This window comes from Candidatus Binatia bacterium, from assembly GCA_036504975.1.
Classification (GTDB): domain Bacteria; phylum Desulfobacterota; class Binatia; order UBA9968; family UBA9968; genus JAJPJQ01.
Map to the genome: position 1 here is coordinate 1 of DASXUF010000012.1, position 14,417 is coordinate 14,417.

The 14,417-nt window shown below is 59.4% G+C and carries 14 protein-coding genes; 5 read left to right on the forward strand and 9 right to left on the reverse strand.

Annotation, left to right across the window (positions count from 1 at the left end; genetic code table 11):
* The 7 genes from VGL70_01630 to VGL70_01660 all read right to left on the reverse strand — a co-directional run.
* A partial coding sequence (locus VGL70_01630) for a gamma carbonic anhydrase family protein (protein HEY3302215.1) occupies positions 1-350 on the reverse strand: 350 nt, incomplete at its 3' end.
* 55 nt (positions 351-405) lie between these two features.
* A complete protein-coding gene (lhgO, locus tag VGL70_01635) occupies positions 406-1,680 on the reverse strand; it encodes an L-2-hydroxyglutarate oxidase (GenBank protein HEY3302216.1) in 1,275 nt (424 codons plus the stop codon).
* A 126-nt stretch (positions 1,681-1,806) separates the two neighbouring features.
* Positions 1,807-2,820 carry a zinc-dependent alcohol dehydrogenase family protein gene (locus VGL70_01640; protein HEY3302217.1) on the reverse strand — a complete coding sequence of 338 codons (1,014 nt, stop codon included), beginning with the start codon at positions 2,818-2,820 and terminating at the stop codon, positions 1,807-1,809.
* 21 nt (positions 2,821-2,841) lie between these two features.
* Positions 2,842-3,465: an ABC transporter substrate-binding protein gene (locus tag VGL70_01645; GenBank protein ID HEY3302218.1), complete on the reverse strand. Its 624-nt coding sequence runs from the start codon at positions 3,463-3,465 to the stop codon at positions 2,842-2,844.
* A complete protein-coding gene (mlaD, locus tag VGL70_01650; protein HEY3302219.1) occupies positions 3,462-3,971 on the reverse strand; it encodes an outer membrane lipid asymmetry maintenance protein MlaD in 510 nt (169 codons plus the stop codon). Before mlaD ends, VGL70_01645 begins: the two co-directional genes overlap by 4 nt.
* A gap of 12 nt (positions 3,972-3,983) precedes the next feature.
* A complete protein-coding gene (locus VGL70_01655; protein ID HEY3302220.1) occupies positions 3,984-4,730 on the reverse strand; it encodes an ATP-binding cassette domain-containing protein in 747 nt (248 codons plus the stop codon).
* Between the two features lie 14 nt (positions 4,731-4,744).
* A complete protein-coding gene (locus tag VGL70_01660; protein ID HEY3302221.1) occupies positions 4,745-5,515 on the reverse strand; it encodes an MlaE family lipid ABC transporter permease subunit in 771 nt (256 codons plus the stop codon).
* A 68-nt stretch (positions 5,516-5,583) separates the two neighbouring features.
* Here VGL70_01660 and VGL70_01665 point away from each other — a divergent pair, with 68 nt between their 5' ends.
* On the forward strand, positions 5,584-6,324 hold the full coding sequence (locus tag VGL70_01665; protein HEY3302222.1) for a tRNA1(Val) (adenine(37)-N6)-methyltransferase: 741 nt from the start codon (positions 5,584-5,586) through the stop codon (positions 6,322-6,324).
* A 248-nt stretch (positions 6,325-6,572) separates the two neighbouring features.
* Here VGL70_01665 and VGL70_01670 read toward each other — a convergent pair whose 3' ends face one another.
* Positions 6,573-7,040 carry a DUF721 domain-containing protein gene (locus tag VGL70_01670; protein HEY3302223.1) on the reverse strand — a complete coding sequence of 156 codons (468 nt, stop codon included), beginning with the start codon at positions 7,038-7,040 and terminating at the stop codon, positions 6,573-6,575.
* A gap of 546 nt (positions 7,041-7,586) precedes the next feature.
* Between VGL70_01670 and VGL70_01675 the strand changes: the two genes are divergently transcribed.
* Complete coding sequence (locus tag VGL70_01675) at positions 7,587-10,343, forward strand: vitamin B12-dependent ribonucleotide reductase (protein ID HEY3302224.1); 2,757 nt, start codon at positions 7,587-7,589, stop codon at positions 10,341-10,343.
* Between the two features lie 34 nt (positions 10,344-10,377).
* A complete protein-coding gene (locus VGL70_01680; protein ID HEY3302225.1) occupies positions 10,378-10,716 on the forward strand; it encodes an HNH endonuclease in 339 nt (112 codons plus the stop codon).
* A 395-nt stretch (positions 10,717-11,111) separates the two neighbouring features.
* Here the strand turns inward: VGL70_01680 and VGL70_01685 are convergent, their stop codons facing one another.
* Positions 11,112-11,708: an aspartyl protease family protein gene (locus tag VGL70_01685; GenBank protein ID HEY3302226.1), complete on the reverse strand. Its 597-nt coding sequence runs from the start codon at positions 11,706-11,708 to the stop codon at positions 11,112-11,114.
* 254 nt (positions 11,709-11,962) lie between these two features.
* Here VGL70_01685 and rpsO point away from each other — a divergent pair, with 254 nt between their 5' ends.
* Positions 11,963-12,232, forward strand: coding sequence for a 30S ribosomal protein S15 (gene rpsO / locus VGL70_01690; protein HEY3302227.1), 270 nt, complete (start codon positions 11,963-11,965; stop codon positions 12,230-12,232).
* 71 nt (positions 12,233-12,303) lie between these two features.
* Positions 12,304-14,400 (forward strand): polyribonucleotide nucleotidyltransferase, encoded by a 2,097-nt coding sequence (gene pnp, locus VGL70_01695; GenBank protein HEY3302228.1) that lies wholly within the window; start codon positions 12,304-12,306, stop codon positions 14,398-14,400.
* Positions 14,401-14,417 lie beyond the last annotated feature (17 nt).

Sequence of the window (14,417 nt, forward strand, 5' to 3'; positions counted from 1 at the left end):
GCGGCGATCAGCGACTCTTCGCCGATCTCGGTGTTCTCCAAAAGCGTCGCGTTCATGCCGATGATCGCGCCGCGCCGGATCACGCAGCCTTCCATGATCGCGCCGTGGCCGACGGTGACGTCGTCTTCGATGATCGTCGGCGCTTCGCCCTGGTGAATCACGCAGTTGTCCTGGACGCTCGTGCGCGCGCCCACGACGATAGGATTGGCGTTCTGGTCCGATCGCAGGACCGCGCCGAACCAGATGCTCGAATCGTCTCCCACGGTCACGTCGCCGATGAGGACTGCCGTCGGCGCGATGAACGCTTTGGGGGAAATTGTCGGCCGCCGGCCTTTGTATTCGATGATCATGGAAGGTCACCTCCGATTTCGATTCGCTTCAAGCTAGTTGAAGGATGGCGAGAAATCAATCCTGCAGGGAAAACGCCTGCGCCGCGTTCGCGACGATTCTTTCGCCGATGGCGAGCGAGGCCGTGGCGCCTGGCGAGGGTGCGTTCAGCACGTGGATGGCGCGGCCGGTTTGCTTGATGACGAAATCGTCGAGCAAGGCGCCGTCGGACGCGACCGCTTGCGCGCGCACTCCCGATCCGCCGGGCTGGAGGTCGCTCATCGTAATAGACGGCAACAAACGCTGCAGCGCCCTGGTGAAAGCGCGCTTGCTCAACGAACGATAATTTTCTTCGAGCCCCATCTTCCAGTATTTTTTGGCCACGGAGTGAAAACCGCTGAACGAAAGCGTCTCGCTCAAATCCCGAAGATTGATGTCCGTCCACCGGTAACCTTCGCGCGCGAAGGCCAATACGGCGTTGGGTCCGGCTTCCACGTAGCCGTGAATGCTGCGCGTAAAGTGGACGCCCAGGAACGGGAAGCGTGGATCCGGAACCGGATAGATGAGCCCTTTGATCAAAGAGCCCCTCTCCGGCGCTACTTTGTAGTACTCGCCGCGAAAGGGAACGATCTGAACGTCGATGTCGTCGTCGCTCGCGAAAACTCCTCGCGCCGAGATGTCGTCGCTCGCGGAAGCTCCACGCGCCGACGCCATTCGCGCGATTCGGTCGGAGAAGAGGCCGCCGCAGTTTATCAGGTAGCGCGAGCGGAATTCTTCCCGGTTGGTTTGCACGATTAATTCACCGTCCCGCTGCAAAATATTTTTCACCTGCGTGGACGTGAGGACCTCTCCGCCCAGCTCGCGTAATTTTCTCGCGTAGGCTTCCGCCACCTGAATGAAATCGATGATCCCCGTGGCCGGCGAGTATACGGCGCGAATGCCGCGGGCGTGAGGCTCGATCTCGCGAAGCCGCTCCGGGCCGATCCTCTCCAGTCCCGGAACCTTGTTCGCCTGTCCGCGCCTGAATAATTCTTCCAGGCGCGGCAGCTCCTCCTCTTCCGTCGCGACGATGACTTTGCCGCACAGGTCATAGGCGACGCCGTTCTTATCGCAGAAGTCCAGAAGCGCCTGCCGCCCGGTCACGCAGGTCGCGGCTTTCAGAGATCCTGGCTTGTAATAGATCCCGCCGTGAATGACGCCGCTGTTGTGGCCGGTTTGATGTTTGGCGATCTGAGATTCCTTCTCCAGCACCAGCAGGCGGAGCTTTGGAAAGCGCTCCGCCATTTTCATCGCGGACGCGAGGCCCACGATGCCGGCGCCGATGACGGTGACGTCGTATGAACTTGCCGCCATGACTGTCTCTAGCCCGGATTATTCACTGCTTCCCTTGGCGGCTTTGCGCCTTTGCGCGAGTCGCCCTTTCCCTCACCCTCTCCCGCTTGCGCTTGCGGGAGAGGGAAAGGGGTGAGGGTCGCGCCATCAGCCCCCCGCCTTTTTCATTTCGATCACTCCGGCGCCGCGGATTCGCCCCTCTTTCAATTTCCGCAACGCCTGGTTGATCTCGGCGAGCGCAAAGATTTCCACTTCAGTGCGGATCGGGATCTCCGCGGCGAGCGCGAGCAGCTCTTCGGCGTCGCGCCGCGTGGCGTTGGCGACGCTCGCGAGCTTGCGCTCGTGATACAGCAATTTGGCGTAATCGATTTCCGGAATCGGCGTCATCGTGATTCCCGCCAGCGCCACCGTGCCGCCTTTGTCGAGCACGCGAAGCGCGTCGAGAACGAGACGGCCCGCGGGCGCAAAGATGATCGCGGCGTGGATATTTTCAGGCGGCGTCTCCTCGGCGCGCCCGACCCAGGCGGCGCCCAGCTCCCGCGCGAGCCGCTGGTGTTCGGCGCTGCGCGTGAAGACATAGACTTCCGAGCTCCAATAGCGCGCGATTTGGATGACAATGTGGGCCGAGGCGCCGAACCCGTAGAGTCCCAGCCGCTCGCCGCGGCCGAGCCCGCTTATTTTGAGCGCGCGATAGCCGATGACGCCGGCGCAGAGCAGCGGCGCGGCCTGCAAATCGGAGAATCCGCCCGGCAGTCGATAAGCGAAGGATTCATCGGCGATGGTCAGCTCGGCGTAACCCCCGTTCGCCTGCAAGCCCGTGAACTCCGCCCGCTCGCACAAGTTCTCATCGCCCTTGCTGCAATAAACACATCGACCGCAGGCTCGGTGGAGCCACGCCACGCCGATGCGATCGCCTTCTTTAAATCGGTTGGCGCCAGGTCCGCGCGCCTCGACCACGCCGACGACCTGATGGCCGGGCACCAACGGCAACCTCGGCAAGGCGATATCTGCTTCGACCGTATGCAAATCGGTGTGACAGATGGCGCAAGCACGTACGCGGATCAGAATCTCTCCGGCGCCGGGCGCCGGGTCGGGCAGGCGGGTGAGCTTGAGAGGGTTTTCTTCTACGGGCTTGGGAAGATCCAGCAGGGCGGCAAGCATGCCGAGACCGGAGTATTCGAGTTATTTTTTATCCGCCGGAGTAGGCGACTGGATCTGCTTACTTTTCATCCGGCGCACGAGCTCTTCGTACGATTGGTTCGCGATGATCCGGCTGAACTGAGAGCGATAGTTGTTGACCAGGCTGATGTTCTCGACGACGACGTCGTAAACTTTCCACTCCGACCCCACCAGGTGAAGCCGATAATTCAGGGAATATTCCCCTTTGGGGGTCACGATCCGGCTCTGCACCTCGGCGAAATCCTGGTCGACGGTCTCCTTTACATAGACGAATTTCTCGTCGTTGTAAGCTTCGATCTGATCGATGTAGGCGCGTTCGAGAAGATCGGTAAACAGCCGCACGAATTCTTCCTGTTCCTGGGCGCTCAGCTTCCGCCATTGGGTTCCCAGAGATCGTTTGGCCATCTCGGTAAAGTCGAAACGCGAGAAAATCGCTTGCCGCAGTTGGTCACGTCTCTCGTTTTTCTTGGCATCTGTCTTGAAAGCGGGATTTTTAAGGATCGCCGTGATGTTGTCAACTGTGCCGCGCACCTGGTCGGTCGGCGCTCCGGCGCTCGCGGGAAGCACGAAGACTAGGCAGGAAAGCAGGATGATGGGAGAGGTGATCAAGCCAAGCTTCCGCCTCATTTCTTCTCGCCCCCCTTGGTCTCGCCTCCTTTATTCTCGCCTCCCTTATTCTCGCCTCCCTTGGAGGTCAGATCTCCTCCGATATATTTGCCGATGACGTCGGTAAGATCCGGCGGAGATTCGGTCTCGCGGATTCTGCCTCCCTGAGCGATCATTTTGTCGGAGGCGCCCGGGCTCAGAAGGACGAACTTGTCGCCGATCAGGCCGCGCGAGCGCACCGAAGCGATCGTATCTTCCGGGAGTTTGACGCTTTCTTCGATCCTGAGGGTAAGACGCGCGCGATCGTCGACGAGCTTAAGGCCCTCGACGCGGCCGACTTTGACTCCGGCGATTTCGACCGGATCGCCCGGTTTCAATCCCGCTACCGACGAGAAATCGGCGTAGACGACGTAGCCGGTATTGCCCATCACCTCCAGCTTGCCTAAGCGGATGGCCAGGTAGCCGAGGCAGACGATGCCTAGAAGAACAAAAATACCGACGAAGATCTCTGTGCGTGTCTGATTCACTGTTGAGCTCTCCTACAAGACTTGAATAGGCCCTTCCGTCTCGCCACGGATGAATTGTTGCACGACCGGATTTTGCGAAGCCTGGAACTCTTTGGCCGGTTTGGCCTCCTCGATCACGCCGTTCGCCAGAATGGCGACATAGTCGGAAATGTCGAAGACCTGGGGAATCGTGTGGCTGACGACGACGCCCGTGAAGCCGAAGGTCTTCTGCGTTCTGGCGATGAGCTGGTGGATGCTCGCCGCCAGGATCGGATCGAGGCCGGTGGTCGGCTCGTCGAAAAGCACGATCTCCGGGTCGGTCACCAACGCCCGGGCCAGCCCCGCGCGTTTTCTCATTCCTCCGCTCAATTCCGCCGGAAATTTATAGCCCATGCCTTCGAGTCCGACCTGGTCCAACCGCTCGTCGACTTTTTTTCTGATCTCGGGTTCGCTCATCTCGGTCTTTTCTCTCAACGGAAAAGCGACGTTGTCGAAAATCGTCATGGAATCGAGCAGCGCCGCCCCCTGGAAAAGGACGCCGAAGCGGCCGCGCATGTCGTAGAGCTCTTTCTGCCGGAGCTTGGTGATGTCCACTCCGTCCACGAGCACCGCGCCTCGATCGGGCAGGAGAAGTGCGTTCAGGTGCTTCAGCAGCACCGTCTTGCCACAGCCGCTGGTTCCGACGATCGTCGTGATCTTTCCCTTGACGAACTCCAAATTGACGCCGTTGAGGACTTTTTGGCTGCCGAAACTTTTATGCAGGTCGTCAACGCGTATCATCGGAGTCCGTCGAATCAAAGCATAATCGAAGTCAGAAAATAATCCCAGACGAGCACCAGCACGAACGAGAGCACCACCGACTCCGTGGTCGCCTGGCTTACGCCGGTCGCCATGGGCGGAGCGTGAAACCCCTTGTAACAGCAAACCCAGGTGATGATCAGGCCGAAGCTCACCGACTTGATAAAGCCGCTGTACACGTCTTGAAAGACGACGGCGTTCTCCATCCCCGCGATGTAGCTTCCGGAGCTTACTCCGAGGAGCCCGACGCCGATCAGATAGGCGCCGTAGATTCCGACGACGTCGAAGATGGCGGTGAGCAGAGGCATGGCGATCAAGCTCGCGATGATGCGCGGCGATACCAGATACTTGACCGGGTTGATCGCCATGGAATAGAGCGCGTCGATCTGCTCCGTCGCTCTCATCGTGCCGAGCTCGGCGGCCATGGCCGAGCCGGTCCGTCCCGTAACCATAAAGGCCGACAGCACCGGCCCAAGCTCGCGCAAAAGGCCCAAGGCTGCGGCTGAACCAAGCCAACTTTCGGCGTTGAACTTTCTAAGACTATAATAACCTTGGAAACCCATCACCATTCCGGTAAAAAAGCCGGACAGAAGGACGACCGAAAGGGAGTCGACGCCGATGGTTTTGAGGTGATAGATGATGAGGCGAAACTTGCCCGGCGGCCGGAACGCCAGGATAAAGGCCGAGAGGAGAAAGAGAAACATTCTCCCCATTTCGGAAAGCTGGCGCAGGGTATAGGCGCCGATTTGAGGCAAGAGGAAAAGCATTTTGTGCGTTAAAGAAGAGGAGCAGGTAGCACCACGCTCATATAAAAAAGCGCGTCAATTTGCAAGCGATGGAGAAAAAAACCTCGGCGGACGAAACGCTCGATACGCTCTTTGACGGCAAGCTTACCGTTCTTCAGAGCAAGACGGGATACCGATTTTCCCTCGATGCTTTGCTACTGGCGTATTTCACGCCCGTGCGCAAAAAAGAACGGGTCGTCGATCTCGGAACGGGAAACGGCGTCGTCGCGTTGATTCTCGCCGCCCTCGAGCCGTCTCTCAAGGTCGTCGGCGTGGAGGTTCAGCCGGAGATGGCTGAGCGGGCGGCGCGGAGCGCGGCGCTCAACCGGTTGGGTGACCGCGTTTCAATCGTCCACGGCGACGTGCGCGCGGTGGAGCGGCTGTTTCCCGCGGGGAGTTTTGACGTCGCGGTCGCCAATCCGCCCTACCGCCGGCTGGCGAGCGGCAGGATCAATCCCAACGGCGAAAAGCGAGTCGCGCGGCACGAGATAGAGGCGAATCTACGCGACTTTCTCCGTGCCGCCGTTTACTTGCTCCGCCGCGGCGGAAAAATGTCGGTGGTATACCCGGCATTCCGGACGGCGGATCTCATTCAAGCCATGCGCGAAGAAAAATTGGAGCCCAAGCGCATGAGGCTGGTTCATTCCTTTGCAGGGGGCGACGCGTCTCTCGTCCTGGCGGAAGGCGTCAAAGGCGGCGGCAGCGAGATGAAGATCCTGCCTCCCCTGGTCGTATACACAAAAGAGCGAGAATATACTCCGGAAATGAGCGCGATTTTGGCGGGGCGGTAGGCAGTTTGAAAAAGGCGCATCTGTCATCAGCCTGGCCGGGAGTCTCTCGCGGGGCCGATGCAAGCGCTTCGCGATCTCAAATGGCAAATCTCAAATCGCAAAATCTGACATCTGTCCGCCACAGTACTTTGGCGGAGAGATTCCGAGCGACGCGAGGACATGTCGGCCCTTCGAGAAACCCCCGGCCAGGCGGTTCAACGTGGACCTTTTTGATCGGCCGCAAAATTTTTCTGCGCTCTGAAAACCGTTTAGTCTCGCCGTTTGCGCGAGCTGGCGGTGAAGAGTTTTTTCAGCGCGCGGCGGATCTCCGGATCCTTGATCGAACCCAGCATCTCCTCGTCGAGCTTCGATGGCGAAGCGGACGGAGGAGACGGTTCGGGTGCTTCGTTGGTTTGTGCGGCGGCTTTCGCTTCCACTTTGCCGGTCACGAAAAAGATATTCTTGACGACTTCTTTTCCGAGCGTCTGATTGATTTTATCGGCGATCGTATCCTTGAGATACTGAAGCTGCTGCATCCATACCGGGCTCGAGACCTTTACAAAGAGAGTCCCCTGGCGGATCTTTTCCGGCTGGGCGTTGCGCGCGATGGTATCGCCGACCGCCTCATTCCATATCGGCCACACGCCGTATTCTCCGAGCCTGCCGGTCGGGTCCAGACGCTTGAGCGACTTGTCCAGCACTTGGCCGAGCTTTTCGATGGGATCGTGTTTTTCCATATTCTCGTCGAACCATATTTATCAAAACTAGGCGTGCGACTCTACACCTTCGCGGACCAGGGAGGCCTGCCCTCAGCGCGAGCCGATGGGTCTCTACGCGTCTGCTCCGAAGTACCAACCTGAGTTTGATGTCACATTCACAACCACCAAAGTGTCGGACGTCTCGTCGCTTCAGACAGGCACTCCCTGGACCACGTGCGGGAGGGGTACGAGGGGGGTGAGTCTGTAGGCCGCGGACGCAGGAGCGCGAAGATGCAATGGCTTGTTGGGTGCTTGGCTATGGGCCGATATCTTGCGAAGCGCACTCGATCCACAATAAGGTGGATGTCCTCATCGAGGCACTGACCTATCGGCCGCGGCCGTAAGATTCATCCCCCGAGGAGCGCGCACACGGCAATCCAAATTTTTTCTCGCAACCAAAAATTTTTCTTGACAAATATTTTTAAAAGTCTCATAAGAGCTTTTACACAACAACATATAGGGGTATATTGAGAGAGTAGCCCACAAGACCTGGGAAAGTACCCCGTGAAAGGGAGAATCGGGCACATGGCTAAAGCAGCGCCACAGCAGGCGGAAGAGAGGGTCGCCGGGACCGAAACAAAGGTAAGGACCGGGCTCAAGATGGAGCGTTATTTTACACGCGCGGGGGTCGATCCTTACGACGAGATCGAGTGGGAGGCGCGCTCCGCGACCATCCTCAATGAAAAGGGCAAGGTTGTCTTCGAACAGGCCAACGTCGAGATCCCCAAGTTCTGGTCGCAGATGGCGACTAACGTCGTGGTCTCCAAATATTTCCGCGGCCCGCTGGGCAGCCCGCAGCGCGAGCAGAGCGTCCGGCAGTTGATCGGCCGCGTGGTCAACACCGTGACCGCGTGGGGGAAGGCCGACGGCTACTTTGCGACGGATGACGACGCCGAGACTTTCGCCGACGAGCTCACGCACATCCTGGTGCAGCAAAAAGCCTGCTTCAATAGCCCGGTTTGGTTCAACTGCGGCATCGAGGAAAAGCCGCAGTGCTCCGCCTGCTTCATCCTTTCCGTCGACGACACCATGGAATCTATTTTGGACTGGTACCGTAAAGAGGGGATCATCTTCAAAGGTGGTTCCGGCTCGGGCGTGAACCTTTCTCGAATCCGCTCCGCGAAGGAACAGCTTGCCGGCGGCGGGACCGCCTCCGGTCCGGTTTCCTTTATGAAAGCCGCGGACGCTTCCGCCGGCGTCATCAAGTCCGGCGGCAAGACGCGCCGGGCGGCGAAGATGGTGATTCTCAACGCCGACCACCCCGACATCGAAGAATTCATAAAGTGCAAGGTCGAGGAAGAGAAGAAGGCCTGGGCGCTGATCGAGGCCGGCTACGATTCGAGCCTCGACGGTCCTGCCTACGGCAGCGTCTTTTTCCAGAACGCCAACAACTCGGTGCGCGTGACGGACGACTTCATGCGGGCCGTGCTGGAGGACCGCGAATGGAAGACGCGTTTCGTCAAGAACGGCGAGACCTGCGACACTTACAAGGCGCGCGACCTCTTGCGCATGATCGCCGAGGGAACGTACCTCTGCGGCGATCCGGGTATGCAGTTCGACACGACCATCAACGATTGGCATACCTGCTCCAACACGGGACGGATCAACGCGTCCAACCCGTGCTCGGAGTACATGCACCTGGACAATTCCGCTTGCAATCTCGCGTCCCTCAACCTGCTCAAGTTCTTGCGCGACGACGGCGGCTTCGATGTCGAATCGTTCCGGCGGACCGTGGATATCATCATTCTCGCCCAGGACATCCTGGTCGACAACGCCTCTTATCCGACGCCGGAGATCGGCAAGAACGCTCATAAGTTCCGCGAGCTGGGAATGGGCTATGCCAATCTCGGCGCGCTGCTCATGTCGCTCGGTCTTCCGTACGACTCCGATGCGGGGCGGTCGTATGCCGCGGCCATTACTGCTCTAATGTCCGGGGAAGGCTATCTGCAATCCGCCCGCGCCGCCGGGAGCCTGGAGCCTTTCGAAGGTTATGCGGAGAACCGGCAGCCGGTGCTTCGCGTGCTCAATAAACACCGTTCGAGCGCCTACAAAATTTCGACCTCGCACGTGCCGTTGGATCTTTTGACCGCGGCGCGCGAGGTGTGGGATCAGACCTGCAAAGAGGCCGAGGCGCACGGGGTCAAAAATTCCCAGATCTCCGTGCTCGCGCCGACCGGGACCATCGCTTTCATGATGGACTGCGACACCACCGGCGTCGAGCCGGACATCGCGCTGGTGAAGTACAAGAAACTTGTCGGCGGCGGGCTCTTCAAAATCGTCAACAATACTGTACCGCGCGCGCTCAAGAGACTCGGCTATGACGTCAAGCAGATCCAGGAGATCATGGAGTATATCGAAGAGCACGAGACGATCGAAGGCGCACCGCACTTGAAGGACGAAGACCTGCCGGTGTTCGACTGCGCCTTCAAGCCGGCCAACGGGAGCCGCACGATTCACTACATGGGCCACCTGAGAATGATGGGCGCAGTCCAGCCGTTCATCTCGGGTGCGATCTCGAAGACCATCAACATGCCGAGCGACGTCACGGTGGATGAGATCACGCAAGCCTACATCGAGGGATGGAGGCTCGGAGTCAAGGCGGTGGCGATCTACCGCGACGGCTCCAAACGGACGCAGCCGCTTAATACCTCTAAAGAGGAAAGCAAGGCAGCCAAGGCCGAGGCGAAAGAGTCCCGCCCCTTGAGACGGAAGCTTCCCGACGAGCGCAGATCGTACACCCACAAATTCGACATCGCCGGCCACGAGGGTTACATCACCGTCGGCATGTACGAAGACGGCCAGCCGGGCGAGATCTTCATCACGATGTCGAAGGAGGGCTCGACGATCTCGGGCCTGATGGATTCCTTCGCGACCGCGATCTCCATGGCCCTGCAATACGGCGTGCCGCTGAGAGTCCTGGTGGACAAGTTCAGCCACATGCGCTTCGAGCCGTCCGGGTTCACCAAGAATCCGAACATCCCGATCGCCAAGTCGATCATGGACTACATCTTCCGCTGGTTGGCGACGAAGTTTCTCGACGGCGACGCGCAGCAGGAAGTCGGCGTCGTCAAGGAAAGCGTGGAAGAGGAAGCGGTTCCGGAGAAAAAAGTTGTGCCGCTCACGGCGGCGCCGCGCGGCGGCGCGCCGGTGACGACGATCAGCAGCGTCACGAGCCTTTATCAGCAGGACGCTCCGCCATGCCCGGACTGCGGCGCGATCATGATTCGGAGCGGCGCCTGTTACAAGTGCATGAACTGCGGTGCCGTCAGCGGCTGCTCGTGACCTGAGCTTTACAACTCGTTTCACATGGGGTGGGATGGGAGAGGTTAAATCTTTTTGCGCCAAAGCCTTCGCCGCCGCCAAGCTCTGCAGCTACTGCGGCCGCCGGCTCTCTTTTTTCGGCGGCCGGTTCGATTCGAAAGTCCGGGATTATCTGGTGCCTCTTTCGAGAGGCGGGATCGATGTCCCGGAGAATATCGTCGCCTCCTGCAAGGAGTGCCAAGCGCTCAAGGGCGACTACCTGAACTATGCGCTTCTCCCGCTCGATGCCAACCGGCGCCGCGTCATCACCGACGTCAGAAGATACCTCGTGGAGATCAGGCAGCTTGTCGGCACCCGGCCGTCCATCATGGATCTTCCCGGATCGCGACGATAGCTCCCTAGGGCGGATTTTCGAAGAGAGCGTCGCTCGAGGCGAACCTTTCTGACCGCAGCCGATAGTTCGCTGCCTCGAGGGCCACCCGCGCCGACCCCTTATGCTGCCTGCTCCTACGGTTTGCGCCTGACGGAACGTGCACGTCTCTGCGTCTGCGGTCTCCAGGCTCGCCCCTTCGCTCCGTCCAGCGAGGCGGTTCGCCGCGCAACTATCGTAACCGGCCGACCGGGAGTTTCTCGAAGGGCCGATGCGTGGGACGAAGTGGATCAGGCGTAATTCAAGATTTCTCGTAGCATTCTCGTGCCGCGTTGCACAGACGTATCGCATCGGCCTGGAGGGAGACTCTCGGTCGGGCTGATGGCAGGTGAGACTTTGTGAGCAGCCTGCTAGGCGGGTTATTTCTTTTCCAGATAGATCACGCCGTTCTTATTGTCGATCTCGACGCGGAACTGGCTTAAGAAATTGAGTCCGAGCAGGCCGGCGATGCCGGGATCGGGGAAGACGTCGTGGACCGCGACCTTGAGATCTTTTAACCCCAGCCCGCCGAGATCCAATGAGCCGACGTTGACCAGCGGCGCTTCGATGACGCCGTTGGCCGTCTGAAGCGCGATCACCCCGGAAGCGTTATCCAGATTTAATTCCAACTGCTTCGCAGTCGCCTGTGAGATCGTCGTATAGCTGGCGCCGGTATCGACGACGAACTTCGCCGCCGCCTTCTCGTTGAGCATCGCCTGCACGACCATCAGCTCGCCCTGCTTGTGGAACTTTACCGAGGCCTTGTCGGCGGAGGTCGGCGCGGGAAGGGGCCGGCTGCCGGTTGGGATTCGCGTCGCTGTGGCGCGGAATTTCTGCGGCACGTTTTTCAGGCTGTCGGTGAAATGGACGACTCCCTTCTCGTCCATCCAGCGGATGATCTCCGCGGCCCTTGAAGCGCCGGCCGAGAGAAATAACGCCGCGATCATGATAACAAAGAGTCCGCACAGCCGTTTCATGTCTGGATGAATTTAGCACAGAGCACCGCCCATAAAAAACGTCTTTGTGCAGCGCCGCCTTTCACAAAATTTTGTCGGGGCGACCCGCCGTGGTCGCCCGCAAAAAGGGCAGGCACAGAGGCCTGCCCCTACATAGACATGTCGTGGCGTTAAATTGAACCACTACCGGCGATTCTACTGCTTTACAAGGATATGTGAGTATGGTAGATCAATAACAACTAAATCAAGAAAGAGAGATGATGAACGGAGGACAGATGGGGATTGCTCAGCCGCAGCGAAAAGAAGTTATTGAGCAGTTCAGACTCCATCAGACCGACACTGGCTCCCCTGAAGTCCAGGTTGCACTGTTGAGCCAGCGGATCGATCACCTTACGGAGCATTTCAAGCTCCACGTCAAGGATCACCACTCCCGCCGTGGTCTCCTCAAGCTGGTAGGGCAGAGGAGACGCCTTCTCGATTATCTCAGGAAGAACGACTACGAGAGATATCGAAGTTTGATCCAACGGTTGGGCATCAGGAAGTAGTGGCTCAGGCTGAGATCCCTCCTCCCGTCCGGTCGCCCTTAAAGCTCCTCCCGTTCACCTAGAAGGGTCCAATCATGGCAAAAAAAATCTCCGTTGACTTCCACGGCCGTCCTCTATCCATCGAGGTCGGCAGAATGGCCAAGCAGGCCGACGGCGCGGCGCTCGTGCAATACGGCGAGACGGTCGTCCTCGTGACCGCGGTGGCGGCCAAAGAGGTCAGGGCCGACACCGACTTCTTTCCCCTGACGGTCGATTATCAAGAGAGAACTTTCGCGGCGGGAAAAATTCCCGGCGGCTTTTTCAAGCGCGAGGGCCGGCCTTCGGAAAAAGAAATTCTAACCTGCCGGCTGATAGACCGCTCGATCCGGCCGCTCTTCGCCGGCGGGCTCCGGTGCGAGACCCAGATCATCGCCACGGTGCTTTCGGCGGATCGGGAAAACGATCCCGACGTCGTAGCGATGCTGGGCGCCTCGGTGGCTCTGGAAGTTTCCGATATTCCTTTCAACGGGCCGCTGGCCGGTGTTCGGATCGGACGGGTGGACGGAAAATGGGTGATAAATCCGACGCAGAGCCAGTTGCATGAGAGCTCCGTCGATATCTTCCTCTCCGGCAGCCGCGACGCCATCGTCATGGTCGAGGGCGGCGCGCGGATCGTGCCGGAAGACGAGATTCTCGAAGCGTTATTCAAGGGCCACGAGGCGATCCAGCCGTTGCTGGATTATCAGGAGCAGCTCAAGCGGGAAGTGGGAAAACCGAAGCGTCTCGTGCCGTTGATCGAGCCCGACCAGGCTCTCCGGCAGCGCATCGAGGCGGCGGCCAAGACCAATCTGCTTGAAGCCATTTCCATTGCGGAGAAGCTTGAACGATATAAAAGACTTGACGAGGTCAAGAAGGTGGCCGTCGCCGAGGCCCTGATGGAGGATCCCGACAGGGAAAAGGACATCAAGACAACCTTCGACGAGCTCAAAAAGAATTATTTCCGCCAGCAGATCGTCAAAGAGGGCCGGCGCATCGACGGCCGGGGACTTAAAGATATCCGGCCGATCACCTGCGAGGTCGAAATCCTGCCGCGCACCCACGGCTCGGCGCTCTTCACCCGCGGCGAGACCCAGGCGCTGGTCATCACGACCCTGGGAACGACTTCCGACGAGCAAAAGATCGACGCGCTGATCGGCGAGCATTACAAGAAATTCATGCTCCATTACAACTTCCCGCCTTTCAGCGTCGGCGAAGTCAAGTTTTTGCGCGGACCCAGCCGGCGGGACATCGGCCACGGCAATCTGGCCGAGCGCGCGCTGCTGCACGTATTGCCGCCGGAAGAAGACTTTCCCTACACCATTCGCATCGTCTCCGAGGTGCTGGAATCGAACGGCTCCACTTCGATGGCGACAGTTTGCGGCGGCTCTCTCTCGCTCATGGACGCCGGCGTCCCGATCACCGCGCCGGTGGCGGGCATCGCCATGGGACTCATCAAAGAGGGCGATCAGGTCCGCGTGCTCTCCGACATTCTCGGCGACGAGGACCATCTCGGCGACATGGACTTCAAAGTCGCCGGTACCCGCGAAGGCGTTACGTCGCTGCAAATGGACATCAAGATATCCGGCGTCACGCGCGAGATCATGCGCGAGGCGCTCTATCAAGCCAGGGACGGACGGCTGCATATTCTTGGAGTGATGGACAAGACGATCGCCGCGCCGCGCAAAGAGCTCTCCGGCCATGCGCCGAGAATCATCACGCTGAAAGTCAGGCCGGAGAAGATCCGCGAGATCATCGGCCCCGGCGGCAAGGTCATCCGCGGGATCGTGGAAGAGACCGGCGTCAAGATGGACGTGGAGGACGACGGCACCGTCATGATCGCGTCCAACGACGAGGCCGCCAGCCGGAGAGCGGTGGAGATGGTGCAGAGGATCACGGCCGAGCCGGAGATCGGGAAAATCTATCGCGGCACGGTGAGAAAGATCATGGACTTCGGCGCCTTTGTGGAAATCCTTCCCGGGACCGACGGGCTCGTGCACATCTCTCAGCTCGCTCCGGAGCGCGTGCGCCGGGTCACCGACGTGCTGAACGAAGGCGACGAGGTCATGGTCAAGGTTTTGGAAATCGACAAGCAAGGCAAAATCAAGCTCAGCCGGAAGGAAGCGCTGGCGGAGGCCGGGTCCCAGTCTTGATAGAACCGACGTATTTT

Coding starts and splice junctions, on each gene's coding strand:
- rpsO (HEY3302227.1), top strand. CDS start 11,963: ATGGGGATTGCTCAGCCGCAGCGAAAAGAAGTTATTGAGCAGTTCAGA.
- VGL70_01680 (HEY3302225.1), top strand. CDS start 10,378: ATGGGAGAGGTTAAATCTTTTTGCGCCAAAGCCTTCGCCGCCGCCAAG.
- VGL70_01645 (HEY3302218.1), bottom strand. CDS start 3,465: ATGAGGCGGAAGCTTGGCTTGATCACCTCTCCCATCATCCTGCTTTCC.
- VGL70_01655 (HEY3302220.1), bottom strand. CDS start 4,730: ATGATACGCGTTGACGACCTGCATAAAAGTTTCGGCAGCCAAAAAGTC.
- VGL70_01640 (HEY3302217.1), bottom strand. CDS start 2,820: ATGCTTGCCGCCCTGCTGGATCTTCCCAAGCCCGTAGAAGAAAACCCT.
- VGL70_01670 (HEY3302223.1), bottom strand. CDS start 7,040: ATGGAAAAACACGATCCCATCGAAAAGCTCGGCCAAGTGCTGGACAAG.
- lhgO (HEY3302216.1), bottom strand. CDS start 1,680: ATGGCGGCAAGTTCATACGACGTCACCGTCATCGGCGCCGGCATCGTG.
- VGL70_01685 (HEY3302226.1), bottom strand. CDS start 11,708: ATGAAACGGCTGTGCGGACTCTTTGTTATCATGATCGCGGCGTTATTT.
- VGL70_01665 (HEY3302222.1), top strand. CDS start 5,584: ATGGAGAAAAAAACCTCGGCGGACGAAACGCTCGATACGCTCTTTGAC.
- VGL70_01675 (HEY3302224.1), top strand. CDS start 7,587: ATGGCTAAAGCAGCGCCACAGCAGGCGGAAGAGAGGGTCGCCGGGACC.
- VGL70_01660 (HEY3302221.1), bottom strand. CDS start 5,515: ATGCTTTTCCTCTTGCCTCAAATCGGCGCCTATACCCTGCGCCAGCTT.